We start from the raw sequence: 26,473 nt of genomic DNA on the forward strand, positions 1-26,473 counted from the left end.
CCGCGCTAGAGAACATCATCGAAGTCACTCGGCGGGCGATTTCGGAAGTCTGTCGGCCGTGGCGGAACCTCCGGCATCGGGCGCGGTGGGCGCGAATTGCGCGTCGGGCGAGACTGCGGCATCTGCTGCTGTGGCATCTGCGTCGGCTGGTTCACCGGAGTCGGTCCTGGAATCTGCGAGGCACTCGGAGCTGCCGATGCGTGTGGTGCACCACCCGGCTGAATCGAGGTTGGCGCTCCCACTGAAGTCGGGGCTCCGATGCCCCCGATTTCGCCAATGCCGCCGGAAGCCGCAATTGGGCCGGACGAGGCGATGGGACCCGAGCCCTGTTCATCGTCCAAGTCCAACCACTCAGGACGGCTATTTGCTTTACGACGGTCATGGATGCGACAGAACTGGATGGCGATTTCTACCAGCAGTGTCAGCGCCGTGGCCATTGCAACCATGGAGACCGGATCCTGTCCCGGTGTCATGAATGCCGCAAAGATAAACAGCGACATGATGATAATGGCGCGCTTATCCTTGACAGACTCGTAGGTAATCACGCCGGCGATATTCAGCATGACGACAAAGAGCGGTACCTCGAAGCTGACGCCGAAGACCAAAATCAAAGCCAGCAGGAAGCCAAAGTACTTTTGACCGGTGAGTGCAGAAATCTGCGTCTCATCACCAATCTGAAGCAAGAACTCCAGACCGTAGGCGACAACGAAGTATGCCAGAACCGAACCCATGACAAACAGAAGTGCTGCGGCAGTGACCACCATTCGCGTCATGCGGCGTTCCCTGCGAACCAGGCCTGGAGTGATGTACGCCCAAATCTGGTAGAGCCACCATGGCGATGACAGCACCAGACCGGCCAGCGCACCGACCTTCAGTCGCAGCATGAACATCTCAAATGGGCTGGTTGCCAGCAGACGACACTCGGCACCTTCGCCGCCGCCCAGACGCATCTCCGGCGGCAGCTGACAGTACGGATCCTTCAGCAGCTCACCGAGGGACTTGAAATGTAGCGGACCGAAATCGGCTGACGTAAACGGAATGCGGTACGGGCCAATTGTGAATGCGGTCTGGTACCAGATGAAGCCCAAAATCGTGCCGACGGCAATTCCGGCGAGCGACAGAATGAGGCGATGTCGGAGCTCTTGGATGTGCTCAACAATGGTCATCACGCCCTCGGGATTGCGCTTTCGACCGCGCTTCCGAGGACGTGATGTGGTTTTAGCTGAAGTCACGCTTCAACCGGCTTTCTACTACTGCTGCGGCTGGCCGGGGTAGTTCTGGCCAGGCTGCTGCGGCTGCTGGTACTGCTGCGCCTGCGGGGACTGCGGCTGCTGCGGCGCCGGCTGCTGGTACTGAGCCTGCGGCTGCTGCGGCTGCGGCTGAGCGTACTCGGTGTACGGCTGCTGCGGCTGTGCCTGCGGAGCCTGCTGAATGGCGGCCTGCTGCTCCTGCTGGTCGTCATCGTTGCGCATTTCCTTGACCTCAGACTTGAAAATACGCATGGAGCGGCCGAGCGAACGAGCGGCATCCGGAAGCTTCTTCGCGCCGAAGAGCAAAACAAGAACAACCAGGATAATGATGATTTCCCAGGGACCTAGGTTTGGCATCCGCTTATTGACCTTTCAGATGAAGATGTACATGTGGCCCAACGTTAATCTGGCGTCCGTGCCACTATCCGGGAGTTTGAAGTCCCGATTTTAAGTTTTGTCGTTTAGACCATACTCTGCCAAAGCCTCCGAGGCGCGCGCAACAACGGCTTTTTTCAATTCTTTTGGTGCGATAACTCTCACGTTCGGTGAACGGCGGAGTACGAAGGAAGCAGTAGCAGCCACATTTGACATGGGGACCTCTGCGGTAAACTCCCCTGCCTCGGAGGGGTGATCGGCATTCTCGGTAAAAAATACCGGTTCGTAGTCAGCAATCCAGGTGGCGTCGGCGTCGATAAGCACACTCGCCCACTCTGAGGCTCCGCCGTCCGTACCGAAGGCGTGTGGATCGCGAATATCCACAGGTACTGGGCGATGGAAGGCAGCTGGGATATCCAGAACTTCGGCATCGACGATGCGGTCGACGCGGAAGCTCTTTTGAATGGCGATGTCGTCGGCGCGGTCGACGGCGCGCAGGTACGTCACTGATTCGACGGTGAACACGTTGACGCAGTCGAGCTCGCGTACCGTGATTTCGCCGGAGGATTTTCGGTAGCGAACTTTTAGCACTTTGCGCTGATGAAGCGCCGCGTAAATCTCCTCAGACAAGGCAAAGGACTTGCCATCGTCAGCTGCGTCCGAGTCAATGACGGGAACCGAGGTTCCCAACGCTCGGCGCAGTTTCAGTGCCGCCGACTGCGCGGCCCGGGAAGATTCGGCATCGCCGGTATCTTCAATGGTCTCCAGAATCAGCAGCAAGGTGGCAGTCTCCTCGCCCGATAGCGCTCGCGGCTGGCTGAGTGTACCGACCTTTGGAGTAATTCGCACATCGAAGCTGCCGCGGTAATCGACGGCAAAAGCGCGAACCCCGAGCAGCCCCGGCTGATCAATCTCTTCCAGCTGGCTCACAATTGAGCGAATGCGAGCAAAAGGAATATCCAACTCCGTGGCGGCTTCTGTCATAGAGCGGTAGTCCGCGAAGTACGGCACGATGGCCAGCAGCTCATCGACACTGATATCCGCCTCCAACTCGCGTGCGGAATGAACGCTCATTGCTCCACCTCCTGCTTGGCCAGCACTTGCTGCAGCTTCGCAATCACTTCGGAGTGCGCCTCGGCCGGTGATTCCACCACCAAATCAGGGGCAAAGCTCAAAGCCGTGGAGACAATCTCGCGCATTGTCGTAGCTGGCAGCCGGTAGCGGCCGTCCCCCAGCCCCGTCGCGTGCATCACAACATCCCCGCAGGTGCCCGGGCGCACTCGCACAATCGCCTCATGCAGTGTCTCGCCGCGGTGCAACATATCCTCCGCGACTTGCTGCAAGTCTCCACTAGGCATCGGCTGTGTCGCCGAGGTGCCGGTATCGGAGACATCGCGCACGCGACTGAGGCGGAACATCCTGGCGGCGCCGCGCTGCGGATCGAAGCCGAGCACATAAAAGCGTCCGCGCAGGTTAATCATTCCCCACGGCTCAAGCATGCGCAGTTCGTCATCAACACCGTATTGCCGCGCGTACCACATCTCCACAGTGCGTCGCGGTTGCGTCATCGCAGCCAGTAGCGTGCTGAAGTCTTCCCGAGTCATATCAATCGGATCGGCGACGACCACCGACTCATCTGGCTTGGCGATGGTCTTACGCCGTGCAAACGATGCCAACTTCTGCCACGCGGAAACTGCCGTCGCACCGAGATCCTCGCTGGAAAACGCCGCATTCGCCGCCTGAAACATCACCGAGGCTTCCTGCTCAGTGAAGCTGGGGTTCTCCTGTGCCCACCGATGTCTGTTCAAACGAAGGCGCTTCGGCTTATCGCTCGTGCTTGACGACGACACCTCCACCGGGACCCCAGCCGCAAGGAGCGCTGCGGTGTCCGCGCGCAAGTACCTGGCCCGAGAATCCTCGGACACGCGGGAATATCCCTCGACATGTTTGAAGATCCACGACTCGCTGACCCACCCGGTGTCGTCGGCAAGCGCGAGCAAAAGCTGAACCTGGCGGCGGTTTTCACTGACCCCGGTGTTTTCGGGCCGATCGGATGCGGGTGGGACAGGCACGAGTGTGAGGCTCCTTTTCCTAGGACTTCTTCGCTGCTGTGAGCGTCTGAATCATCTCGGCGACCTCGGCGTTGTCCGTAGCAAATGGGTCGCCCAGCATGACAGAGACAGAATCCTCGCCGGAGATCTTCAGATGTGTCCAGTCGACCACGGTCTTTAGCTCGGAGTCCGCAGCGGCTGCCAGGAATTCACCACGCAGCTTCGCGCGAGTAGTTGGCGGTGCGGTGCGAACCGCCTCCGCCACCTGCTCATCAGTGATCCAACGAGAGGCAACACCACGTGCTTCCAGCGCGCGGAAGATACCGCGACCTGGGCGGATATCGTGGTAAGCCAGGTCAATCTGGTGAAGCTTCGGATCTTCCAGAGTCAGGCCGCGGTCCAGGTAACGCTTAATCAGCGAGTACTTAATGGCCCAGTCAATGTCGTGTTCAATGAGGCTCCAGTCCCCAGTTTCCACGGCATCGAGCGCGCGGCCCCACAGTTCAACGATGCGGCTCATTTCCTCATTGGAGGTACCAGTGCCGGCAATGCCCTTGTCTTCGTTGACCATGTGGGCATCGCGGACCTTCAGCCACTCCGTCGCAGCTTCCAAAAATGCACGCTGAATCTGCAGCGCAGTTGCGGTATTGCCATCACGCAGCGGGATTTCGGCCCTGCCCGTCATGTCACGGCTGACGGCACGAATCGACTTAATCTCGTTGGCCACCTCGAAGTCCGGCAGCTTCACACCGGCCTCAATCATTTCCAGCACCAGTTGCGTAGAGCCAATCTTGAGTGCGGTGGTGGTCTCGCTCATATTGGAGTCACCGACAATGACATGCAGGCGGCGGAAACGATTGGAGTCCGCATGTGGCTCATCGCGGGTGTTAATGATTGGCCTAGAGCGTGTCGTCGCACTGGAGACGCCCTCCCACACATGATCTGCGCGCTGCGAGAAGCAGTACTGAATCGGATCGTTGTGGTACGGCGAGGTCGGGTACGGCAGGAAAATCTTGCCCGCACCGCAAATGAGCTGGCGTGTGACCAAGAACGGCAGCAGCAGCTTCGACAGGGACTTCAGCCCCAGTTCGCGGCCAACCAGGTAGTTTTCGTGACAACCGTAGGAGTTGCCGACCGTGTCGACATTGTTTTTGAGCAGGTAGACCTTGCCTCCAATGCCTTCCTCGGCAAGGTCGGCTTCGGCCCTTTCAGCCAGCTCATTGAGGATGAGCTCGCCCGCGCGGTCATAGGCGACCAGCTGCGACACCGAGTCGCACTCAGCGGTGGCATATTCCGGGTGACTGCCGACATCCAGGTACAGGCGACCGGCATTGGGTGTGAAAATATTGGTCGCACCGTACTTGGAAATCACCGGCCGAAACATATAGCGAGCAATCTCGTCCGGGCCCAGACGGCGTGTGCCATCTAAAGTCAACGTGATGCCATACTCGGTCTCGATACCAGTGATGCGCCTGGTCAGCGCCTGTTGCGGATTCTCCTGAGGAGCCGGAGCCTGCTCCGACGACTGCTCCTGGGTCACTTCTTACTGGCCACCCTTCTGGACGTACGAACGCACGAATTCCTCGGCGTTGTTTTCCAGCAGACCGTCAATCTCATCGAGGAGGTCATCAGCAGCTGCGACGTGCTCCTGAGCCTGGCCGCCGCCTGCCACCTCGCCGAACTCTTCCTCGTCGCCGCCACCGGATCCGCCGCCGAATACCTGAGTGTTTCCAGCCATGTGTCAATGCTCCTTAAAAATCAGTTGTATAAATCAGTTTCGATTACGGTCTTACTGCTCGTGAACCGCGCCGAGCGTGCGCAGATAATCAACGACATCAGCAATAGTTTCCGCTGACTCCAGCACCTCACCGCACTCGGCCGCGGTAAACCGGTCAACTTCATCCAGCGTAATGTAGGCCAGCTTAATTCCCTCCGATGCCACATCGCGGGTGCGTCGATACACCCCCGCCGTGTCCACCACCAGGCTGGTCCAACTGCCCGCTACAACATCTTTGCCAAATCGGCGCAAAATGCCACCGCGCGTGTACGCACGCGTGGACTCCGGCGCGAAATTGACCGCGCGGTCAACCTCTTCCTCGGTCACCAGCGTGCGCATTGAGCCACGCCGCACCAGCGCATAGTACAGGCCACGAGCGGGATCAATATCGGAGTACTGAATATCAATCAGTGCCAACTTCGGGTGATCCCAGCCCGCTCCCAGGCGGGCGCGTAAGCCCTCCATGAGGTTGTATTTAGCCACCCAATCCAGCAGGTGGGATGCCTTCCTGGGGTCGTCGGCAAGCACGTCGAGCACTTCGCGCCACAGCTTGACGACGTCGCCCTGCGCGTCGTAGCGCTCCACGCGACGGAGGTATTCATACTGCATTTCCACTGCGGACATCCATGAGACGTGATCTGCCAGCTGCAGCTTCTTGGTGCACGTCAAATCGCGCGAGACCTCGTGGACAGCGGCGACCGGGTCGCGCAGCTGCAGGTCATCGAAGCGGACGCCGTCTTCGATGGCGTCGATGACTAGACCGGTGGCGCCAATCTTGAGGAAAGTGGCGACCTCACTCATGTTGGCGTCACCGATGATGACGTGCAGACGACGGAAACGCTCGGAGTCCGCGTGCGGCTCATCGCGAGTGTTGATGATACCGCGGTTCAGAGTGGTCTCCAACGACACTTCAGTTTCGATGTAATCCGCGCGCTGAGAGATCTGGAAACCGGAATCCTGTCCAGTCTGGCCGAGTCCTACGCGACCAGCGCCAGTGAAAACCTGGCGAGTGACGAAAAAGGGTGTCAGACCAGCGACAATGTCATCGAACTCGGTCTCGCGGGAGAACAAGTAGTTTTCGTGTGCGCCGTAGGAGGCGCCCTTGCCGTCGACGTTGTTGCGGTAGAGCTTCAGTGTCGGCCCGGGATTGCCCTCTTCATCAGTGGTTTCGGCGGCAAGCTTGGCCGCGCGCAGCATGATTTTATCTCCCGCACGGTCGGCGATGACCGCCTCGCGCGCAGTTGCCGTCTCCGGCGCGGAGTACTCCGGGTGCGCGTGGTCTACATAGAAACGAGCGCCATTTTGCACTAGCAGGTTCGCGGCACCGACCGCGTTGGGGTCCACCACCGGGGGCTGGTGGTAGCGGCGCAGGTCAAAGCCACGACTATCGCGCAGCGGTGACTCCGGCGCGTAGTCCCAGCGGATACGGCCCGACAGGCCCTCCTCCTGCTCATGCGCAAAAGCCAGCACGGCCTGCGTGGAGGTCAGAATCGGACTGACAGTGGGGTTATCCGGGCTGGAGATGCCGTACTCAATTTCGGTGCCGAAAAAGCGGGTCGGCTTTGCGGGCTTAGAATTTTCAGACTTAGTCATGGTGGATCACCTCGACCGATGCCACGCGCGAGGCCGGGCGACCGGATATACGTGCCCACTCATCCGGGTTCGAGGTATTCGGCAGGTCTTCATTCTGCGCGAACTCCTCAGCAACCGCAGCCAGCAGGTGTTCCTTACTAATACCTGCCTCACCGCCGGCAATGACAGTCTTGATTGCGGACTTCTTCGCGCGATCCACAATGTTGGAAATCATGGCGCCGGAGTTGAAATCACGGTAGTACATTGTCTCGCTGGTGCCGTCGGCATAGCGGATTCGAACGTACTCATTTTCCTTGCTCTTGGCGTACATCCGCTCCACCACCTGGTCAATCAGGTGGGAAACAGTCTGGTCTACCCCACCATTTTGTTCCACCTCAGCGGCGTTGTACGGCAGATTCGGCGTCAGGTACTTGCGGAAAATATCCTTCGCGGCTTCCTCATTCGGACGCTCAATGCGAATCTTCACATCCAAGCGGCCCGGACGCAGGATTGCTGGGTCAATCATTTCCTCACGGTTAGTCGCACCAATGACGATGACGTTTTCCAGGCCCTCTACACCGTCTAGCTCACTGAGCAGCTGCGGGACCACCGTGTTTTCCATATCCGAGGAAATCCCCGAGCCACGAGTGCGGAAAATTGAGTCCATCTCATCGAAGAAGACAATGACCGGCTTGCCATCTTCAGCGATATCACGAGCGCGGTCGAAGATTAGACGAATCTGGCGCTCAGTCTCACCGACGAACTTGTTCAAAAGCTCCGGGCCCTTGACATTCAAGAAGTAGGACTGTGCACGCTCCGCCTCAGCGGCGCTTTTACCCCGTGACAGCGCAATCTTGCGCGCCAGCGAATTAGCCACGGCCTTTGCAATCAGCGTCTTACCGTTGCCGGGAGGACCATAGAGCAGTACGCCCTTTGGTGGGCGCAGGTTGTACTGCTCAAACAGCTCCGGCTGCAAAAATGGCATCTCCACGGCATCGTGGATTTGCTCAATCTGGCTATCCAGGCCACCAATATCGGTGTAGGTGACATCCGGTACCTCTTCCAGCACCAGATTTTCCACCTCGGACTTCGGGATAACCTCAAAGGCGTAGCCCGACTTGCGGTCAATCATCACCGAGTCCCCCGGCTTCGGTGACAGCTCGCCTGCCAGCGAGACCACGAATTCCTCACCATGAGTATCCGAGGCCAAAATACGCTGTTTATCCGGCAGCACTTCGCGGACGTTCGCGATATCGCCACTTTCCGGATAACCGCAGTCCTCCACAATAATTGAGCCCTCATTCAGACGCACCTGCGCGCCGGGACGCAACGCTCGCTCATTAATCTCCGGCTGCACATGCAAGCGCATCCGGCGATTGCCGGTAAACACCTCAGCCGTGCCCTTCTGCGGACCCGGCTTGAGGAAAATACCGTACGTGCTCGGCGGCTGCAGCATGTCTTCCATGTCCTGCCGCAGCAGCTCTAGCTTGTTGCGGGAGTCCCGCAGAAGCTCAACCAGGCGATTATTGCGAATACCGAGGTTGTAGTTCTTCTGCTCTAGATCACGGATTTTGTCAGACGGCGTTGTCATGTACCCCAGATTACCCATAGGGGCGGATGCCGTTTGCGCTTAGTCGATTTAGACCGTGTGTCGGATCACGCTTTACGACGTCTACACCTCCCCACAGTCCACACCTCTTAGAGCTTGACTTGGTTTCGACGTTGAGGACGCGGGGGCACCGTGCCGTCGGCAAGCCTGCGTGCCCACACCAAGAATGCGGTGTGTGCCTGCATACGGTGAGCGGGGCGTACGGAGAGATCCTTGACATTCCAGTCGCGGACCACCGATTCCCAGGCGCGCGGCTCGGTGAAGCACTTCTGGGCGCGGATGCCCTCCATGACCTTCATCAGCTGCGGGACGGTGGCGACATAGGCCATGAGCACACCGCCGGGTTGGAGAACCTTCGACACCGTGTCCAGGCACTCCCACGGCGCGAGCATGTCCAGAATGACACGGTCGACTGAGCCGCCCAGGGACTCAGTGGTGGCTTCGTTGAGATCGCCCAGGCGCAGGTCCCAGTTGTCGGGCTTGTGCCCCATAAAGTCGATGACATTGCGCTCGGCGTGCTCGATGTGATCTTCGCGGACCTCGTAGGAAATAAGCTTTCCCTCTGGGCCGATGGCGCGAAGGAGACTGAGACTCAACGCCCCAGAGCCGGCGCCGGCCTCCAGGACGCGGGCGCCTGGGAAGATGTCGCCTTCGATAATGATTTGGGCGGCGTCCTTAGGGTAAATCACGGCGGCGCCGCGGGGCATGGACAGAACGTAGTCAACCAAGAGGTGTCGCATTGCCAGGTAGACGGTGTCCTCGCTGGAAGTGACAGTGGTGCCCTCGTTGGCGCCAATCAGGTCATCGTGCAGGATGGTGCCGCGGTGAGTGAAGAACTTGCCGCCTTCTTCGAGGATGATGGTGAAGTGGCGATTCTTCGAGTCCGTCAACTGGACTCGGTCGCCGACCTGGAATGGTCCGCTTAGTGCCATAAGTGCGAAGGCTCCTTTTGTGGGGTGTTTTGCCAGTTTTTGTTTTGCCAATCTTAGAGGCCACAAATGCGGTCAAGTGCAGTCAAATGCGGTCAGATGTGGTTGGTACTCTAACCTGGCTAGTATGCCCGACAATGCCCAAAGTTCTAAGTCAGCAGTTCAGACTCCACGGCGCTCCAAGCTGGCGCTGTCGCCGTCACGAGCTAATGATTATCGCCAGTGCCCACTGAAGTATCGGTTCCGGGCAATTGACAAGATTGCCGAACCCTCGACGGTGGCGCAGGTCAAGGGCACATTGGTGCACGCGGTGCTGGAACAGATGCATGCCTGGCCGCGTGAGGAACGCACCTACCCGGCTGCGGTTAAGCGACTCAAGCCCACGTGGGAAGAGATGAGCGCCAAGGACGCGGAGCTCATTGAACTCGTGCCAGAGGAAGATTATTACGACTTTCTGGTTGAATGTCGCGGCCTACTCAAGGGCTACTTCATGATGGAAAACCCCATGGGCTTCGATGCTGCCGAGATGGAGAAGTTCGTCCAGCTGGTCATCGAGCCCATGGCCGATGCCACTGTTCCGCTGTCGGTTCCGCTGCGTGGGTTTATCGACCGCGTGGATATTGCCCCAACCGGTGAGGTGCGCATTGTCGACTACAAGACGGGCAAGAAGCCATCGCCTCGCTTCCAGGGTGAGGCCCTGTTCCAGATGCGTTTTTACGCTCTTGTCTGGTGGCGCTTGACCGGCCGAATCCCCGAGCAGCTGCGACTTATGTATCTGAAGGTTGCCGATGACCTCATTTTGAGCCCAACCGCCGCGGAACTGGAGGCATTCCAGGCCGAGGTTGCTGACCTTTGGCAATCAATTGTGCGCGATGGGGAAAATGGTGACTTCGTTCCGAAGAAGTCCAAGCTGTGTGGCTGGTGTTCGTTCCAGCACCTCTGCCCTGCCTACGGCGGGGTCACCCCGGAGTACCCGGGTTGGCCTGGCGCCGTTGGCGATGGTGGCAGCAGTTAGCGAAAAGTTAGTGACTAGGGTTATGGCACTTTGACGGCTAGTTTTGCCGAATTTTTGCCATAAACCAAGTCACTTTGTTTGGGGGTGTATGCGGCAGCCAGGTGCGCCTGGCTTGCAAAGCTGGGTCGTGCACAAACCGAGTCGTGCACGAACCGCTACAGCAACACGCTGCCGAAGGCGAAGCCGAATGCCACAGCCAGGGCAATGCACACAGTGCCCGGGATGATGAACGAGTGGTTGAACACGTACTTGCCAATTCGAGTCGTGCCGGTGTCGTCCATTTCCACTGCTGCCAGCAGCGTGGGGTAGGTCGGCAGGATAAACAGTGCTGAGACCGCTGCGAACGAGGCAATGGCCGTCACAGGCGCGACACCGACTGCCAATGCGGCAGGCATGATGGCCTTTGTCGTTGCTGCCTGCGAGTACAGCAGAGCAGCAGCGAAGAAGAGCACCACTGCAAGCATCCACGGCATCTCCATCAGGAGGGAGCCAGAGGCTGCCTTAATGTCTTCGATGTAGTGGTTGATGATGGTCGTTCCCAACCAGGCCACACCGAGAACACACACGCTGGCGGACATACCGGACTTGAAAACCGGGGTATTCAAAATGGCTGCCGCATCCAGCTTGCAGGCCAGCACAATGATGGTGGCCGCAGTGAGCATGATGGTCATGATGGCTTCGTTACGCGGAAGTGTCGGATCCGCGATAAGTCCAACCTGCTCGGTGCTGATAGTCGCGTAGACCATCACCGCAAGAATGGCGAACAGGAAGATTCCCACCGACCACTTCGCAGACTTTGTTGGGACGTATTCGTTCAACTTGCCGCTTGGTTTAGAGACCAACCCCTTTGCCAATCGGGCTTGGTACACCGGATCGTCGTCAAGCTCCTTGCCCAAATGATTCGTGATGAATGCAGTTGGCAAAATTGCGAGGAACGTCGACGGAATGACGATTGCCAGAAGTGTCAGGTACCCGACTCCCTGCGGCTCCATCAGCGAGGCCATCAGCACCACAGCAGCGGAGATTGGCGATGCCGTAATGGCCAGCTGAGAGGCGATGACTGCGACGGATAGTGGACGCGCCGGGCGGACTCCGCCTTCCTTTGCAACTTCGGCGATGACTGGGAGCGTGGAAAATGCAGTGTGGCCGGTGCCGGCGAGCAGCGTCATCAGGTACGTGACAACCGGTGCCCAGTAGGTGATATGGCGTGGATTCTTGCGCAGGAGACGCTCAGCGATGTGGACGAGATAGTCCATACCACCGGCCTTTTGCATGGCGGCAATCGCTGCGATAACCGACATGATGATGCCGATGACATCAAATGGGATGTCGTCTTTGGTAACCGGCACGCCGGTGATGCCAAGTGCCAAAACACCCAGGCCACCAGCGAATCCGATAGCGATTGAGCCCAACCGCGCGCCAAGCACAATGGCGCCTAGAACGATTAAGATTTGAACAGCTACTAACACGTGAATCTCCAAAAATCACATAGGTTCGCTAGTAGCCGCTAGGAGATCTTGCCCAGGCGGGACTCCCCTGCAACGTAACGCTTACCGCGGTACTCCGGGTGCATCAGGTTCTCAGTGCTGAGGACGCGGTCGAGTTCCTCTTCGTCCATCAGACCACGCTCGAGCACAATGTCGCGTACCGAGCGACCCGTGCGAGCAGCTTCCTTGCCCACCATGTCGCCCTCGTAGTGGCCAATGACCGGGTTGAGGTAGGTGACAATACCGATCGAGTTTTCCACGTATTCGCGGCAGACATCGGCGTTTGCGGTGATGTCCTTGATGCACTTGTCCAGCAGCGTGTCAGTGGCGCTGCGCAGCAGACTGATCGACTCAAACAGGCAGGCTGCGATAACTGGCTCCATGACGTTGAGCTGCAGCTGGCCGGCCTCGGCGGCCCAGGTCAGGGTCACGTCGTTGCCGAAAACCTTGAAGCAGGCCTGGTTGGCAACCTCCGGGATAACCGGGTTGACCTTTGCCGGCATGATGGAAGAGCCAGCGGCGCGCTCAGGCAGGTTGATTTCATTGAGGCCAGCGCGCGGGCCGGAAGCCAGCAGGCGCAGGTCATTGCACATCTTGGAAATCTTCATCGCAGCGCGCTTCAGGCATGCATGCACGCTGACGTAGGCGCCGGTGTCACTCGTGGCTTCAATCAGATCCTTAGCGGAGGTGACATTGAATCCGCTGACCTCGCGCAGCGCTTGGGTGACAGCCTCGCGGTAGCCCGCCGGGGCGTTGACACCAGTACCAATAGCGGTTGCGCCGAGGTTGATCTGCAGCAGGCGTGCCGACGCGGTTGCGATGGACTCCTGCTCTTCCTCGAGGTTGTGGGCAAATGCGTGGAAGACCTGTCCCAAGGTCATAGGAACGGCATCCTGCAGCTGAGTGCGGCCCATGGTGATGACGTCGTTGAATTCATCGCCCTTGGCATGCAGCGCCTCAACCAGTGCATCGAAGTGCTTCTGCAGGTTGAGCAGTGACATGTGGACTGCCAGGCGGAAGCCGGTTGGGTATGCGTCATTGGTTGACTGGCACTGGTTGACATCATCATTCGGGTGAATGACATCGTAGCGGCCTTTTTCCAGGCCCAACAGCTCAAGCGCCAGATTGGCAATGACCTCGTTGGTGTTCATGTTGACGCTGGTGCCGGCACCACCCTGGAAAACGTCAATCGGGAACTGATCCATGCAGCGGCCCTTTTCCAGGATCTCATCACAGGCGGCAACAATGGTTTCTGCAACATCGCTGGGCAGCGTGTGGACGCGCTGGTTGGCAATAGCTGTGGCCTTCTTGACCATTACCATGCCACGGATGAACTCCGGCACATCGTTGATGGTCTTGCCGGAGATTTGGTAGTTGTCCATGGCGCGCATGGTGTGGATGCCATAGTAAGCCTCTGCTGGAACCTCCATGGAGCCAAGCAGGTCAACCTCAGTGCGAGTAGCAGACATGTGGAATGTATTCCCTTCTGTTGTCAGTGACCTTGTGAGCCACCGTCGACGGCGGTGCATGGGTCACACCGCCCCAAGCTACAGCGCAGACGTATTTGCCGCAGATCTCAACGTAGATGGGATATACACAATTCGGCTAACGCCGTGCGCCTTTCCGTCGCCCATACTACTACCTACGGAGACGTAGGTAAAAGTGGGTGTCCCCCCGACGGCAATCGCTGACTAGGCGTTTTATACAACAAAAAAGTGGATTACCTCACATACGGCTACAGGGCCGAAATGACGTAATCCACTCTCAACAAGTGGCTGCGGAAATTCGCGGAAATCAAATACGCGCGATACGGATGTCGGATGCCAAAATTGCCTCCGCACCAATCTTTGCCAGCGCATCCATCAGCGGGTTGGCATCCACCTTCGGAACCAGGGCGCGCACGGCAACCCAATCCTCGTGAGCCAGCGGCGACACCGTCGGGCCCGACAGACCCGGAGTCAGCTTGGTGGCCTCATCCAGCTTGGAAGAACGGATGTTGTAATCGAGCATGAGGTAGGTCTTAGCGTGCAGGATGCCCGTCATGCGGTGCAGGAAGACTTCCTGCTCGTCGGTGACTTCAACTCCCTTGCGGCCGACGACGACAGCCTCCGAGCTCACCAGTACCTCGCCGAACGGCTTAAGGCCCTGCTTGCGCAGCGTGCGGCCGGTGGAGACGACGTCGGCAATGACATCGGCAACACCCAGGCGAATGGAAATCTCCACCGCGCCATCCAGACGGATAACCGTGGCCTCGATGCCGCGCGCCTTTAAGTCCTCGCGCACCAGGTTCGGGTACGAGGTAGCAATGCGCTTGCCCTGAAGCTGCTCAATAGTCCATTCCTCATCAGCCGGAGCGGCATAGCGGAACGTCGACGCACCGAACCCCAGCTGCAACACCTCATCGACAGGTGCCAATGAGTCAGCGGCCAGGTCACGGCCGGTGATGCCTAGGTCCAAATGGCCATTGCCGACGTAAATCGGAATGTCCTTCGGGCGAAGGAAGAAAAACTCAATGTCATTGGCTTCGTCGCGGATGGTCAGACGCTTGGAGTCGCCTCGACCGGGGTAACCCGCCTCTTGGAGGATTTCGACTGCCGCTTCAGACAGCGATCCTTTGTTGGGCACGGCAATGCGCAGCATGGTGTTGTTATCTCCTACAGGTACTTGTAAACATCCTCGGGGCTCAGCCCGCGGCCAATCATGACCACCTGCAGCCAGTACATCAGCTGCGAAATCTCCTCTGCGAGGGCTTCGTCAGACTCGTGCTCGGCTGCCAGCCAGACCTCACCGGCCTCTTCGACAATTTTCTTGCCCTGGAAGTGCACGCCAGCATCCAGTGCCTTCACAGTGCCCGAGCCTTCGGGGCGGGTCTGTGACTTTTCCTTCAGCTCTGCATACAGTTCATCAAAGTTCTTCACTCGGTCTATTGTTCCATGTTGCTTCTTCGCCGGCGAAAGCAGCCCGCAATAAGCCCAAATTCGCGGTATCGAAGTTGCCTGAAATAAACCGAGCCGGGGGTACCAAGCGGGATACCTCATCTGCGGGAACATGCACTTCCGGCATTGGATTCCAAATTGTTGTGCAGCCTGCGGACAGCGCCGCGCGTACCCCCGTTGGAGAGTCTTCGATGGCAAGGCAGTCCTCAGGTGCCACACCGGCCAGCTCCGCACCACGCAAGTACGGGTCGGGTTCTGGCTTGCCGCGCTCGACCTCGTCACTGCACACCGTGGAGGCGAAGTGATGCTCCCCCATCGCCGCAATGCAGGGAGCTGCTACGTGACGACGAGTATTGGTTACCAACACCACCGGAATACCGGCATCTTTGGTCTCTGCCAGAATCTCAGGCACGCCGGGACGCCACTGCACCCCATGAGCCTCGACAAGTTCTGTAAAGCGGCTTTCGAGAAAATTGGATGCTGAGGCGAAGAGATCGTCGTCAAGCGTGCGCCCAGCATGCGCCGCGCAGATTGACAGCGTGTTCCACAGCGTATTGCCGACGCATTGCGCGCGCAGCTGCGGGGTGAGGCGACGGCCGACGAATTCGGAGACGTCGTACGTGGCGATCTCCCACAGTGGTTCGGTGTTGATCAGGCTGCCGTCCATGTCCCACAAAATTGCTTTCACAACTTGTGACTATGCCAGGTGATGATCTTTTTAGCGATTATCCCGGCGAAAGGCTGTGTGAAGGCACTAGAGTTTTCGTTAAGAAAAGTAACCTATCTGCAATGTGATCAGCGATGCGCTTGCCGAAAGAAAGGACGCCCCACATGACTGACACCACGCCCGAAGCGCTTGCCCACGCCGTCGACAACCCCGAGGCGTACTTCATTCCGCTCGGCACCATTGTCGAGCGCGAACTGAGCTACGAGCGCTTCCTACCAACCAACTTCACCCACGGCGCGTGGGGTCCATTCCAGCACGGTGCTCCCCCATCTGCCCTGCTCACGCGCATGCTGGAGCGGCGCCGTCTGGAAAATAAAGGCATGCGTATCACACGCATAGCCGTCGATCTGCTCTCGGCCGTGCCGTACACCGAGCTCCGCGCGCGGTCGTGGGTATCGCGCCCGGGACGGCAGATCGCCAAGGTAGAAGCGGAATTGCTTGCCGACGTCAAGGGTGCCTGGCGCCCCGTTGCCAGCGCGTCAGCCTGGATGATGGCCACGGCTGATACTCGTGATGTAGAACGGGCCTTTGATAAGTCGGTGCCTGGCCCTGCGGAAAGCCACGCGGAGAATATTCCACTGACCGATGACTGGTCCGGTGGATATATCGATTCCATCGAAGCGCGAGCTGTGGAGGCCGGTGACCCCGCGGGCACGAAGATTCACTGGGTGCGCGCCCCACACCCGATTGTCATGGGTGAAGAGCCGACGGCTGTGGAGCGAGTTATGCAGGTAGCCGATACAGCCAATGGCATCGGAGCAACTCTGAATCCACATCAGTGGGCCTTTATGAATACCGATTTGGTGGTCCACCTGCACCGACTGCCGCAGCTAGACCTCGCCGAGGACGACGGTGGTTGGGTCGGCATTTCCGCCCGCGGCTCCATCGGCCCTGACGGCATCGGTATGACCGCAGGTGAGCTCTATGATGCCCAAGGCCCCATCGGCCGCAGTATGCAGACACTGCTGGTGCGGCCGCAGGGCTAAGGCGCAACTAACCGTTCGCCACTACACGTGCGCGATTAAACGTTGAAGTACTTCGCCTCTGGGTGATAGAGCACAAACGCGTCGGTGGACTGCTCTGGGTGCAGCTGCAGCTCCTCGGAGAGCTCCACACCGATACGCTCTGGCTCCAGCAGCTTGATCATGCCCTCGCGGAAGGTCAAATCCGGGCAGGAACCGTAGCCGAAGGAGTAACGAGCACCGCGATACTTCAGATCGAAGAAGTCCGTGGTGTTGTCGGAGTCCTCCGCGCCAACACTCGTGCCATCGGAAAATGCCAGCTCCGAGCGGATGCGCTGGTGCCAGAATTCAGCCAGCGCCTCGGTTAGCTGCACGCCAATGCCATGGACCTCCAGGTAGTCGCGGTACTCGTTTTTCGCGTAGATGTCGTTGGCGAAGTCCGCAATCGGCTGTCCCATTGTGACCAGCTGGAATGGCATGACGTCAGTTTGCCCCTTGGCAATGGCATCCTCGCGCGAGCGAATGAAGTCCGCAATACACAGGAAGCGACCGCGCTGCTGACGCGGGAACGTCCAGGACACCACAGGTTCTGCCGTCGGATCTGGCTGCTCGCCCTCTGCCGGCAGCGGCAGGATGTGCACGGTATCGCCTTCGGATACCGCTGGGAAGTAGCCGTAGACAACCGCTGCGTGCTGCAGGATGTTCTCCGCACGCAGACGCTGCAGCCATGCCCGCAGGCGCGGGCGGCCTTCGGTTTCCACCAGCTCTTCGTAGCTCGGCCCCTCGTCACCACGGGTACTGCGTAGACCCCACTGCCCCATGAACAGCGCACGCTCATCCAGGGTGGTCAGGTAGTCATCCACCGACAGGCCCTTGACAATGCGCGTTCCCCAGAACGGCGGCGTGGCCACCGGCACATCGGCCGCGACATCGGAGCGCTCCGGTACCTCAGGTGCCTCAGCCGCAGCCTTGGCGGCGCGCTCAGCGGCAATGCGCTTGGAACGAGCGCGACGAGCACGGCGTGCTTCCTTCTTCTCGCGGGCAGCGATGGCCTCCGGCGAGTCCTTGTCAGGGCCAAGGCCCTTCTTTTCAGCCATGAGCTCATCCATGACTCGCAGACCCTCGAAGGCATCCTTGCCGTAGTAGACATCGCCTTCATAGAGCTCGGCCAAGTCGTCCTCCACATACGGACGAGTCAGGGCTGCGCCGCCGAGGAGCACTGGGAAGCGGTTGGCCTCACCCGCGGAGTTAATCTCCAGCAGGTTATCCTTCATCACCACAGTGGACTTCACCAACAGGCCCGACATACCGATGGCATCGACATCGAGCTCCTTGGCCGCCGACAAAATGGTGGAAATCGGCTGCTTGATGCCCAGATTGTGCACGGTATAGCCGTTGTTGGACAGGATAATTTCCACCAAGTTCTTACCGATGTCATGGACATCGCCCTTGACCGTCGCCAGCACAATGGAGCCCTTGGAACCGGACGCGTCTTCGGCATCCATGAACCCCTCTAGGTAGCTCACGGCCACCTTCATAGTCTCGGCGGACTGAAGCACGAACGGCAGCTGCATCTGACCGGAACCGAACAGGTCGCCGACGGTCTGCATGCCGCGCAGAAGGTCCTCGTTGACAATTGCCAGCGGCTCCTTCTCCTTCATCGCCTCATCCAAATCGGCTTCGATGCCATTTCGCTCGCCGTCGATAATGCGCTGCGCCAAGCGGTCAAACAGCGGCATGGCAGCGAGCTTTTCCGCGCGGGCATCCTTCGCGTCGGCCGCCGAGACGCCCTCGAAGAGCTCCATGAAGACCTGCAGTGGGTCGTAGGCTCCGTCGGGATGGTCCGCTTCGCGACGGCGGTCGTAGACCATGTCGAGAGCGACTTCCCGCTGGCGATCATCGATCTTGTTCATGGGCAAGATCTTGGAGCTGTGTGCAATGGCAGAGTCCAAGCCGGCCTCGATGCACTCATTGAGGAACACTGAGTTGAGAACCTGGCGAGCAGCCGGGTTCAGACCGAAGGAAATATTGGACAGGCCGAGCGTGGTGTGCACGTTCGGGTGACGTCGCTTGATTTCGCGGATGGCATTGATAGTTTCGATGCCATCGCGGCGAGTTTCCTCCTGGCCCGTGGAGATTGGGAATGTCAGACAGTCGACAATAATGTCCTGCTCACGCAATCCCCAGGTACCGGTGATATCGGCGATGAGTCGCTCGGCGACCTCAATCTTGCGCTCAGCAGTACGAGCCTGGCCCTCTTCATCAATGGTCAGCGCCACCACGGCGGCACCGTGTTCGACCACCAGCCGCATAATGCGCTGGTAACGCGAGTCCGGACCAGTACCGTCTTCAAAGTTCACCGAGTTGACCGCACAACGACCACCGAGGTGCTCCAGGCCGGTCTGCAGCACACCCGGCTCAGTGGAGTCGAGCATGACCGGTAGCGTGACCGAGGTGGCGATCTGCGAGGCGAGCTTGGCCATGTCATCGCGGCCATCGCGGCCAACGTAGTCGACACACAGGTCAATCATGTGCGCACCATCGGTGACCTGACCGCGAGCGGTGTCGAGGCATTTCTCCCAGTCGCCTGCCAGCATGGCTTCGCGGAATGCCTTGGAGCCATTGGCATTGGTGCGCTCACCGATCATGGTGATGCCGGTGGTCTGCGTCAGCGGAGTTGCCGAGTACAGTGACGAGACTTCATCAATCGGCGCCACGGAAGGATCCGTCGAGGGGCGCTCAGCCCTAACTGCAGGGCCGCGATCTGCGTATTCGCCCGCACCAACAATGGCGTCGCGGACAGCGGAAATATGCTCTGGTGTGGTACCACAGCAGCCGCCGACCATCGACAGGCCGAACTCCTCAACGAAGCCACGCAGTGCGCTGGCCAAATCCTGCGGAGTCAGTGGGTAGGACGCGCCGTCCTTACCGAGCACCGGCAGCCCGGCATTCGGCATAACGGATACCGGAATAGACGCCGTCGTGGACAAGTAGCGAAGGTGCTCACTCATCTCGTCCGGGCCGGTCGCGCAGTTCAGACCAATCATGTCGATACCCAGCGGCTGCAGCGCTGCCAGAGCTGCGCCAATCTCCGAGCCCATAAGCATCGTGCCGGTGGTCTCCACCGTCACATGAACCACAATCGGGATGGTCTTGTCCGCCTGGCGCATGGCGGCCTTGACACCATTGACTGCTGCCTTGACCTGCAGCAAGTCCTGACAGGTCTCGATCAAAAACGCATCAGCGCCACCGGAGAGCATGCCGAGTCCTGCCTCGGTATATGCGTCGCGAAGCTGAGCGTACGGCGCGTGCCCCAATGACGGCAGCTTCGTGCCCGGCCCCAGTGAGCCAAGGACAAAACGGCGCATTCCTTCGCGCCCAGGACCCATTTCATCGGCGACCTTGCGCGCGATGGCGGTGCCCTTGTGGGCTAGCTCCTGGATGCGGTCTTCGATGTCGTAGTCGGCGAGGTTTGGGAAGTTACAGCCGAAGGTGTTGGTTTCCACCAGGTCGGCACCGGCTTCGAAATAACGGCGGTGAATCGTCTCGACGATATCGGGGCGAGTGTCATTGAGAATCTCATTACAGCCCTCGTAGCCGAGGAAGTCCGCGTCAACATCCAGGTCAAATGACTGCAGCTGCGTACCCATGGCGCCGTCGCCAATGAGAACGTGGCTGCGCAGTGCGGTAAGGAACTCGGAAGAGTGGCGTTCAGTCATAAATAGACACCTTAGTCTACTTTGATTTCTGAACGGGTATTTGGGGCCGGATTCCTCCTCGATTACTCCAGGCCAAAGTAATTCTCGGCCTTAACCGCAGGCAAATCTAAGCCTGCGGCCTTTGTCGCCGAATTGATAATCGTGAGAATCTCGTCGAGTTCATCGTCAAAAATCGAGCCGCCCTGGGCGTGCTCGATCTCCCCGATACGCCGCAGGCACGTCTCAACCGCCGCCTCCGCGGACTCTTCTCGCTTATCGACGCCCAAGGCAGCCGCCTGATCGATGCTGGCGGCAGCCTCCCGCAGGACGTCTCCGACCTGATCAGCGACCGCCTCATCAAAAAGCGGTTCCCAGTTTTCGCGGTCCTCTGGCTTCAAGTAGCTGCCGGTGGCGAACATGCGCAAATCGGCCACTAGCTTGTCGATGTTGTCCTTCGTTACTTCGACAGCGGTTACCTCAGAATTGCTCATGCCCAGATTTTAACGCCCAGCAGCGCGTCGAGCGCGGTGGCAACGTATTCACCTGCGCCGACCGTATCGGCGGAAGCGTTGATAGCGGAACCATCCTGGGCTGCCGACCACGTCTCTGCCCAAGCATCGACGGCGGCAAGTGCGGCCGGGGTGTCCAAATCATTGGACAATGCTGCGCGCAGATTGGCAACCACCTTTGTCGCAGCAGCCACGCTCTCATCATCGGTGGCCTTCGCCGTTTCCTCGCAGGCCTTGCGCCAGGTGCTCAGTCGCGCCTGCGCCTGTGCCAGTACCTCATCGGACCAATCGCGGTCATCGCGGTAGTGGCTGGCAAAGACTCCCAGGCGAATAGCGCTGGGGTCCACACCGGCTGCCACCAGTTTGGAGACAAACACCAGGTTGCCCAGCGACTTCGACATCTTCACGCCATCGAGTGCAATCATGCCCGCATGGACATAGTGGCTGGCCATGCGGCCTATGCCGGTTGCTGCCTCAGCATGTGCTGCGGAGAACTCATGGTGCGGGAAAGCCAGGTCGGAGCCACCGCCTTGAATGTCGAAGGACTTACCCAGACGGTTCGTTGCAATTGCCGAGCACTCGATGTGCCAGCCCGGGCGACCCGCGCCAAACGGAGCGTCCCACTTTGGCTCACCCGGACGAGCTGCACGCCACAGCAGCGCGTCCAGCGGATCCTCCTTGCCCGGGCGATCCGGATCGCCACCGCGCTCGGCGAAGAACTCCGCCATTTCCGCGTCCGAGTAGTTCGACTCATAACCGAAGTTTTCGGTGGCGTTTTTACGGAAGTACACATCCGGGTGCTCATCATCGGTGAGCTGGTAGGCCGAGCCGTTGTCCAGCAGCGTCTGCACCATCTCGACGACTTCATCGACCGACTCCATCGCGCCGATGTAATCACGCGGCGGAATCACCGAGAGGTTTTCCATATCCGCGCGGAACAGATCAATCTGCGAAGTGCCGAGCTCGCGCCAATCCACTCCATCGCGCTCAGCGCGCTCAAATAGCGGATCGTCCACATCGGTGATGTTCTGCACGTAGTGGACACTGTGGCCCTTATCCAGCAGCTGACGGTAAATCAGGTCGAAGGTGAGATAGGTCGCGGCATGTCCCAAATGAGTGGCGTCATAGGGAGTGATGCCGCAGACGTACATGGTTGCCTCCGGGCCGGCGTGGACCTCTGCGACCTTCTGGTCCGCAGTGTCATAAAGGCGCAGGGGGACTGCTGCACCTTTACCGTCGTCAAGCGCGTCGCCCTCGCCGAATGCACCAAAACGTGCATCTGCGAGACTCGGGACCTGCGGTTTAGGCCATGACTGCATTAAAAACTCACTACCTCACTAGACTGCGTTGATCACGCCGAAGCCGAGCAACGCCATAACGATCAAACCGACGGGGATGCGGTACGCGGCGAACCAGGCAAACGAATGGTGCGCCACAAACTTCAGCAGCCATGCAATTGAGGCATAGCCGACGACGAAAGCAATGAGCGTACCGACGGCCAACTGCGCACCAGAGGCGGCCTGACCCGCCGCTGGGTCAAACGCATCGGGCAGCGAAAAAATTCCAGCCGCGAAAACAGCCGGGATGGCCAACAGGAAGGAAAAGCGCGTGGCGACCTCACGGTCGAGGTTCAAAAACAGACCGGCTGAGACTGTACCGCCCGAGCGGGAAACACCCGGAATGAGTGCCAAGCACTGCGCCAGACCCATGACGATGGCATCGCGCATAGTTAGCTCTTCGTAGTTGCGCTGGCGGCGACCGAACTTCTCAGCGGCGATAAAGACAAAGGAGAACAGCACCAACACGGTGGCGGTGATCCACAAGTTGCGCAGGTTATCGCGGATGAGATCCTTGGCCAGAACACCGATGATGGCAATCGGGATGGTGCCGACAATGACCATCCAGCCCATGCGGTAGTGGAAACCGCGGGCTTCCTTATTAAATAGACCCGCGAACCAGCCGGTGAGAATTTGCCAAATGTCCTTGGCAAAGTACACCAGGACGGCGAACTCGGTGCCGAGCTGAACCACGGCAGTAAAGGAGGCACCGGCATCATGGCCCCAGAACAACTCTGAGACAATCCGCAAGTGCCCTGAGGAGCTGACAGGCAGAAACTCAGTCAGGCCTTGGACAAGGGACAAGATGATGGTCTGCGCCCAGGTCATACCAGTACCGGCAGCATCACTGGCGGCACCGGCAGAGGCGCTTAGTGTCGTCATGGTAGTCACGGGTGTATAGGCTACTCGTCTCGCCCCACTCGTGGGAGAAGCCCTGGCTGTAGCCTAAAGTGATTCTCGTGCGACAACGAATTCTGGGCAACAGCGGGCTGCGCGTCTCTGCGTTGGGACTGGGGACTGCGACGTGGGGTGCGGGAACGGGCTCGGACGAAGCCGGGCGCATCCTCAGCGATTTTCTCGATGCCGGCGGCAATTTGGTCGATGCCTCTCCCCTTCACGGCGGCGACACCGTCGAAGAGATGCTCGGCCGTGTCATCGCGCGCCGCGGTGTGGCCGATAAATTGGTGCTCTCCGTCGCCTCCGGTATTCACCCGGAACGCCCCGTCGGCCGACGTGTCGATTGCTCCCGCAAGACCATGCAGATGGATCTCGACCAAACGCTGGCTCGCCTCGGCGTTGAACACATTGATCTGTGGGCACCCGGGTTTTGGGATGGTCTAACCCCACCCGAAGAAGTCGCCGACACTCTCGAGTGGGCGGTGCGGACAGGGCGTGTGCGCTATGCGGGCGTGCGTGGCTACAACGGCTGGCAGGCAGCAGTGACGCACGCGGCGGCTGACCGCATCGGTCCCGTCTTCGCGCAGCATGAGTACTCCCTGCTTCAGCGCGGTTCTGAATCCGAACTGTTGCCGGCCTGTGAGCATCTGGGGCTGGGATTTATCGGTGGCGCTCCCCTGGCGCAAGGCGTACTGACCGCCAAATATCAGCACATCATTCCCGAGGATTCCCGCGCTGCCTCCGAACACGCCGATGCGGAAGTGCAGGACTATCTCGATGCCCGCGGTGTCACCGTCGCCGGTGCGCTGACCACCGCCGCGACGGGGCTTGGGGTTAGCGCCGCCGTCGCCGCCATCGCCTGGGCACGCGATCGCCCTGGCGTGACATCAATCCTCATCGGCGCACGCGACCGCGCACAGCTACGCGAGAACCTCACCGCTGAGCAATTGACGCTGCCGCCGCAGATTTGCAATGCGCTTGACGACGTCACCCTGTGAGCAGTAGCGCCGTCTCGCCCAAGGCCACCGCAGAGTGCTTAGCCAGGGGTGGTAGTTTCTATAGCGTGAGTGTAAACAGTCGCCGACGTGTCATAACCTCCCTACTAGCGGGGCTTTCCGCTAGCGCAGTGGTCCTGGCAGGATGCTCCTCCGATGTGGAAGGAGACATTGAAGCTGGTATGGGCAACGCCACGCCTGTGCCGGCCGCTTCTCCCGCCACTCCTGATACCACTCTGGGCAAGACCAAGAAGATCGATGAAAACATCACCGACGCGATACTTGTCGGTGACCAGGTGATTCTCAAGGCTGATGGCAAGATCCTCTCCGGTCCTCTGAACAACCCAGCTGCCAACTCAACGAAGCTGGACGCGGACTGCGGAGAACTCGCTCCGAGCGATGAAAGTGCACTGCTGCCCTGCTCGGATGGCATCCATGTCATCACTGAAGCGGGCACGCAGGCCGCTGTTGTCGGCCGCGGCACTGCCTACTCGGCAGCCGTGGGACTTGAAGGCGGCCGCATCATCGGCGCTCGTGCCGATGACAACGTCATCGAAGTCTTCGGTGCCGACGGCGAGCCCGCCGGTGACTTCAAGGCGGCCAATCACGGCTCGCAGCTACTGGTCATCCCAGAAGCAGAGAAAAGCGCTGCAGACGAGGACGGTGACGATGGCGTCAAGCTCCTTGAGGTCAACCGCCCTGAAACGTCTGTCCACGAATTGAAGTTGGACGAATCCCGTGCAGGCTCCGCCCTGCGCGCGGGCATTGGTGTTGGCAAGGCAGCAGCCGGTGACAACATCATTGTCGCCGCGGATACCAAGGGCAATCAGCTGCTTATTTACACTGCGTCGGACATCATCCGGCTGCACCAGGCAGCCCCAGTGCCGGAGGCTCCGTGGGCCGTTGCCGTCGATGACTCTCGCGGCATCGTGTGGGTGACATCGACCAAGGTCAATAAGCTCACCGGATACGACATCAGCTCGGGTACCCCGGTCATGGTTGCGGACATCGATACGATTGCAGACCCGCAGTCGGTCGTGGCAACCAAGGACGGTCAAGTTGCCGTGTTCTCGGCCACCGGTGCTGGTGCGCAGATTTTCGACGCAGCGGACGTCGATAAGGCAATTGCTAAGAACAAGCAGAAGGCCGACGAATCTCGCGACGAGATGGCGGTTCGTGAGCCAGCCGATAAGCTACCGACAGGTGCTGACAGTTCTGAAGGGGAAGCCAAGTAGATGCCTTCTAAAATTCGTGCCAAGGCCTATCAGCTAGCTCTCAAGGCAATGTTCCAGGTGCCACCTGAGAAGATTCACGAGACAATGACGAAGACGCTGCAGGGTTTGCAGAAGTCGGAGAGTCTGCAGCGGGCCGTCGCAAAGCTCTTCGTTGTTGATGACGCGGTACTGCGACAGACAGTTTTCGGCGTGGATTTCCCGCGTCCGTTGGGGCTCGCCGCAGGCTTTGACAAGGCAGCGACTTCCCCGGACTGCTGGGGGCCGATTGGTTTTGGCTACGCCGAACTGGGCACAGTGACGGCCAAGCCGCAGCCGGGCAATGACCGACCGCGACTGTTCCGCCTGAAGGAAGACCGCGCCATTTTGAACCGCATGGGCTTTAACAACCCGGGTGCGAAGGCTGTGGCTGAGAATCTGCGGGCGCGGCGCAGCGATGATGTCATTGGCATCAACATCGGTAAGACCAAGGTCACTCCGCTGGAAGACGCGGTGGATGACTACCGTGAATCGGCTCGTCAGCTCGGTGGTTTGGCTGATTACGTGGTGGTCAACGTCTCCTCGCCGAATACTCCGGGGCTGCGTGACCTGCAGGCAGTTGAGTCCTTGCGACCGATTTTGTCGGCCGTGCGAGAGGAGACCAGCTCCCCTGTTCTGGTCAAGATTGCCCCGGATCTCTCCGATGAAGATGTTGTTGCCGTTGCTGATTTGGCAGTGGAGCTGGGATTGGCCGGCATCGTTGCTACGAATACGACCATTTCGCGCGAGGGCCTGCGTACCCCGGCCGATGAGGTCGCAGCAATGGGCGCTGGCGGTGTCTCCGGCGCACCCGTCGCAGCGCGTTCGCTGGAGGTGCTGAAGCTGCTGCACGAGCGTGTCGGAGACAAGCTTGTACTCATCAGCGTAGGCGGCATTGAAACTGCTGAACAGGCCTGGGAGCGGATTGCCAACGGTGCTTCCCTATTACAGGGCTACACGCCGCTGATTTACGGCGGCCCTGACTGGATTCGTGACATCCACCTGGGGCTGGCCCGCCAGATTCGCGCACAGGGCTTCTACTCCATCTCGGAGGCCGTTGGTTGTGGCCTTCCGTGGCGCAATTAAGCGCGAGGGCG

The 26,473-nt window shown here is 59.4% G+C and carries 23 protein-coding genes; 5 read left to right on the forward strand and 18 right to left on the reverse strand.

Translation table 11 applies throughout. From position 1 onward, the window contains the following. Positions 1-5: 5 nt before the first annotated feature. The 9 genes from tatC to Q4E11_RS00445 form a co-directional block, all read right to left on the reverse strand. A complete protein-coding gene (gene tatC, locus Q4E11_RS00405; protein ID WP_368410393.1) occupies positions 6-1,166 on the reverse strand; it encodes a twin-arginine translocase subunit TatC in 1,161 nt (386 codons plus the stop codon). Between the two features lie 84 nt (positions 1,167-1,250). Then, the gene (gene tatA / locus Q4E11_RS00410) at positions 1,251-1,607 is read right to left on the reverse strand and encodes a Sec-independent protein translocase subunit TatA (RefSeq protein ID WP_303162694.1); all 357 of its coding nucleotides are present in this window, start codon (positions 1,605-1,607) and stop codon (positions 1,251-1,253) included. Between the two features lie 90 nt (positions 1,608-1,697). Further along, the gene (locus Q4E11_RS00415) at positions 1,698-2,699 is read right to left on the reverse strand and encodes a YafY family protein (protein WP_303162695.1); all 1,002 of its coding nucleotides are present in this window, start codon (positions 2,697-2,699) and stop codon (positions 1,698-1,700) included. Further along, positions 2,696-3,697 carry a YafY family protein gene (locus Q4E11_RS00420; protein ID WP_303162697.1) on the reverse strand — a complete coding sequence of 334 codons (1,002 nt, stop codon included), beginning with the start codon at positions 3,695-3,697 and terminating at the stop codon, positions 2,696-2,698. The genes Q4E11_RS00415 and Q4E11_RS00420 overlap by 4 nt, the downstream gene beginning before the upstream one ends. Before the next feature lie 19 nt (positions 3,698-3,716). Further along, a complete protein-coding gene (gene pafA / locus Q4E11_RS00425) occupies positions 3,717-5,156 on the reverse strand; it encodes a Pup--protein ligase (RefSeq protein ID WP_303163452.1) in 1,440 nt (479 codons plus the stop codon). A 63-nt stretch (positions 5,157-5,219) separates the two neighbouring features. Beyond that, a complete protein-coding gene (locus Q4E11_RS00430) occupies positions 5,220-5,414 on the reverse strand; it encodes a ubiquitin-like protein Pup (RefSeq protein ID WP_005510795.1) in 195 nt (64 codons plus the stop codon). A 51-nt stretch (positions 5,415-5,465) separates the two neighbouring features. Next, entirely contained in the window at positions 5,466-7,046 is a 1,581-nt protein-coding gene (gene dop / locus Q4E11_RS00435; protein WP_303162699.1) for a depupylase/deamidase Dop, read from the reverse strand. Then, positions 7,039-8,616 (reverse strand): proteasome ATPase, encoded by a 1,578-nt coding sequence (gene arc / locus Q4E11_RS00440; RefSeq protein WP_303162700.1) that lies wholly within the window; start codon positions 8,614-8,616, stop codon positions 7,039-7,041. Before arc ends, dop begins: the two co-directional genes overlap by 8 nt. Positions 8,617-8,723: 107 nt before the next feature. Then, positions 8,724-9,566 (reverse strand): tRNA (adenine-N1)-methyltransferase, encoded by an 843-nt coding sequence (locus Q4E11_RS00445; RefSeq protein WP_303162702.1) that lies wholly within the window; start codon positions 9,564-9,566, stop codon positions 8,724-8,726. A gap of 124 nt (positions 9,567-9,690) precedes the next feature. Between Q4E11_RS00445 and Q4E11_RS00450 the strand changes: the two genes are divergently transcribed. Then, positions 9,691-10,578 (forward strand): RecB family exonuclease, encoded by an 888-nt coding sequence (locus tag Q4E11_RS00450; RefSeq protein WP_303162703.1) that lies wholly within the window; start codon positions 9,691-9,693, stop codon positions 10,576-10,578. A 155-nt stretch (positions 10,579-10,733) separates the two neighbouring features. Here Q4E11_RS00450 and Q4E11_RS00455 read toward each other — a convergent pair whose 3' ends face one another. From Q4E11_RS00455 to Q4E11_RS00475, 5 genes are all read right to left on the reverse strand, one after another. Then, on the reverse strand, positions 10,734-12,047 hold the full coding sequence (locus Q4E11_RS00455) for an anaerobic C4-dicarboxylate transporter (protein ID WP_303162705.1): 1,314 nt from the start codon (positions 12,045-12,047) through the stop codon (positions 10,734-10,736). A gap of 38 nt (positions 12,048-12,085) precedes the next feature. After that, the gene (aspA, locus tag Q4E11_RS00460) at positions 12,086-13,534 is read right to left on the reverse strand and encodes an aspartate ammonia-lyase (RefSeq protein WP_303162707.1); all 1,449 of its coding nucleotides are present in this window, start codon (positions 13,532-13,534) and stop codon (positions 12,086-12,088) included. Positions 13,535-13,859: 325 nt separating this feature from the next. Beyond that, positions 13,860-14,705, reverse strand: coding sequence for an ATP phosphoribosyltransferase (gene hisG / locus Q4E11_RS00465; protein ID WP_303162709.1), 846 nt, complete (start codon positions 14,703-14,705; stop codon positions 13,860-13,862). A gap of 14 nt (positions 14,706-14,719) precedes the next feature. After that, positions 14,720-14,983, reverse strand: a complete 264-nt coding sequence (locus Q4E11_RS00470; protein WP_303162710.1) for a phosphoribosyl-ATP diphosphatase — start codon at positions 14,981-14,983, stop codon at positions 14,720-14,722. Beyond that, complete coding sequence (locus tag Q4E11_RS00475) at positions 14,970-15,689, reverse strand: HAD family phosphatase (protein ID WP_303162711.1); 720 nt, start codon at positions 15,687-15,689, stop codon at positions 14,970-14,972. Before Q4E11_RS00475 ends, Q4E11_RS00470 begins: the two co-directional genes overlap by 14 nt. Positions 15,690-15,832: 143 nt before the next feature. On the opposite strand from Q4E11_RS00475, the gene Q4E11_RS00480 reads away from it, so the two are divergent. Then, positions 15,833-16,714 (forward strand): thioesterase family protein, encoded by an 882-nt coding sequence (locus Q4E11_RS00480; RefSeq protein WP_303162712.1) that lies wholly within the window; start codon positions 15,833-15,835, stop codon positions 16,712-16,714. 35 nt (positions 16,715-16,749) lie between these two features. On the opposite strand, the gene metH is transcribed toward Q4E11_RS00480, so the two are convergent. The 4 genes from metH to Q4E11_RS00500 all read right to left on the reverse strand — a co-directional run bounded on the left by metH (position 16,750) and on the right by Q4E11_RS00500 (position 23,116). Continuing rightward, a complete protein-coding gene (gene metH, locus Q4E11_RS00485) occupies positions 16,750-20,409 on the reverse strand; it encodes a methionine synthase (RefSeq protein WP_303162713.1) in 3,660 nt (1,219 codons plus the stop codon). A 62-nt stretch (positions 20,410-20,471) separates the two neighbouring features. After that, positions 20,472-20,879, reverse strand: coding sequence for a hypothetical protein (locus tag Q4E11_RS00490; RefSeq protein WP_303162714.1), 408 nt, complete (start codon positions 20,877-20,879; stop codon positions 20,472-20,474). Continuing rightward, positions 20,876-22,216, reverse strand: a complete 1,341-nt coding sequence (gene mshC / locus Q4E11_RS00495; RefSeq protein ID WP_303162715.1) for a cysteine--1-D-myo-inosityl 2-amino-2-deoxy-alpha-D-glucopyranoside ligase — start codon at positions 22,214-22,216, stop codon at positions 20,876-20,878. The genes Q4E11_RS00490 and mshC overlap by 4 nt, the downstream gene beginning before the upstream one ends. Before the next feature lie 18 nt (positions 22,217-22,234). Then, on the reverse strand, positions 22,235-23,116 hold the full coding sequence (locus Q4E11_RS00500) for an undecaprenyl-diphosphate phosphatase (RefSeq protein ID WP_303163453.1): 882 nt from the start codon (positions 23,114-23,116) through the stop codon (positions 22,235-22,237). A gap of 77 nt (positions 23,117-23,193) precedes the next feature. Here Q4E11_RS00500 and Q4E11_RS00505 point away from each other — a divergent pair, with 77 nt between their 5' ends. The 3 genes from Q4E11_RS00505 to Q4E11_RS00515 all read left to right on the forward strand — a co-directional run bounded on the left by Q4E11_RS00505 (position 23,194) and on the right by Q4E11_RS00515 (position 26,462). Beyond that, the gene (locus Q4E11_RS00505) at positions 23,194-24,129 is read left to right on the forward strand and encodes an aldo/keto reductase (RefSeq protein WP_303162716.1); all 936 of its coding nucleotides are present in this window, start codon (positions 23,194-23,196) and stop codon (positions 24,127-24,129) included. 65 nt (positions 24,130-24,194) lie between these two features. Next, positions 24,195-25,361: a YncE family protein gene (locus Q4E11_RS00510; RefSeq protein WP_303162717.1), complete on the forward strand. Its 1,167-nt coding sequence runs from the start codon at positions 24,195-24,197 to the stop codon at positions 25,359-25,361. After that, the gene (locus Q4E11_RS00515) at positions 25,362-26,462 is read left to right on the forward strand and encodes a quinone-dependent dihydroorotate dehydrogenase (protein WP_303162718.1); all 1,101 of its coding nucleotides are present in this window, start codon (positions 25,362-25,364) and stop codon (positions 26,460-26,462) included. The last annotated feature ends 11 nt before the right edge of the window (positions 26,463-26,473 follow it).

Origin of the sequence: Corynebacterium sp. (genome assembly GCF_030532195.1) — a bacterium.
Taxonomy (GTDB): Bacteria; Actinomycetota; Actinomycetes; order Mycobacteriales; family Mycobacteriaceae; genus Corynebacterium.

Coding starts and splice junctions, on each gene's coding strand:
- Q4E11_RS00515 (WP_303162718.1), top strand. CDS start 25,362: ATGCCTTCTAAAATTCGTGCCAAGGCCTATCAGCTAGCTCTCAAGGCA.
- tatC (WP_368410393.1), bottom strand. CDS start 1,166: ATGACCATTGTTGAGCACATCCAAGAGCTCCGACATCGCCTCATTCTG.
- Q4E11_RS00430 (WP_005510795.1), bottom strand. CDS start 5,414: ATGGCTGGAAACACTCAGGTATTCGGCGGCGGATCCGGTGGCGGCGAC.
- Q4E11_RS00450 (WP_303162703.1), top strand. CDS start 9,691: ATGCCCGACAATGCCCAAAGTTCTAAGTCAGCAGTTCAGACTCCACGG.
- metH (WP_303162713.1), bottom strand. CDS start 20,409: ATGACTGAACGCCACTCTTCCGAGTTCCTTACCGCACTGCGCAGCCAC.
- Q4E11_RS00490 (WP_303162714.1), bottom strand. CDS start 20,879: ATGAGCAATTCTGAGGTAACCGCTGTCGAAGTAACGAAGGACAACATC.
- mshC (WP_303162715.1), bottom strand. CDS start 22,216: ATGCAGTCATGGCCTAAACCGCAGGTCCCGAGTCTCGCAGATGCACGT.
- aspA (WP_303162707.1), bottom strand. CDS start 13,534: ATGTCTGCTACTCGCACTGAGGTTGACCTGCTTGGCTCCATGGAGGTT.
- dop (WP_303162699.1), bottom strand. CDS start 7,046: ATGACTAAGTCTGAAAATTCTAAGCCCGCAAAGCCGACCCGCTTTTTC.
- arc (WP_303162700.1), bottom strand. CDS start 8,616: ATGACAACGCCGTCTGACAAAATCCGTGATCTAGAGCAGAAGAACTAC.
- Q4E11_RS00480 (WP_303162712.1), top strand. CDS start 15,833: ATGACTGACACCACGCCCGAAGCGCTTGCCCACGCCGTCGACAACCCC.
- Q4E11_RS00445 (WP_303162702.1), bottom strand. CDS start 9,566: ATGGCACTAAGCGGACCATTCCAGGTCGGCGACCGAGTCCAGTTGACG.
- hisG (WP_303162709.1), bottom strand. CDS start 14,705: ATGCTGCGCATTGCCGTGCCCAACAAAGGATCGCTGTCTGAAGCGGCA.
- tatA (WP_303162694.1), bottom strand. CDS start 1,607: ATGCCAAACCTAGGTCCCTGGGAAATCATCATTATCCTGGTTGTTCTT.
- Q4E11_RS00415 (WP_303162695.1), bottom strand. CDS start 2,699: ATGAGCGTTCATTCCGCACGCGAGTTGGAGGCGGATATCAGTGTCGAT.
- Q4E11_RS00500 (WP_303163453.1), bottom strand. CDS start 23,116: ATGACGACACTAAGCGCCTCTGCCGGTGCCGCCAGTGATGCTGCCGGT.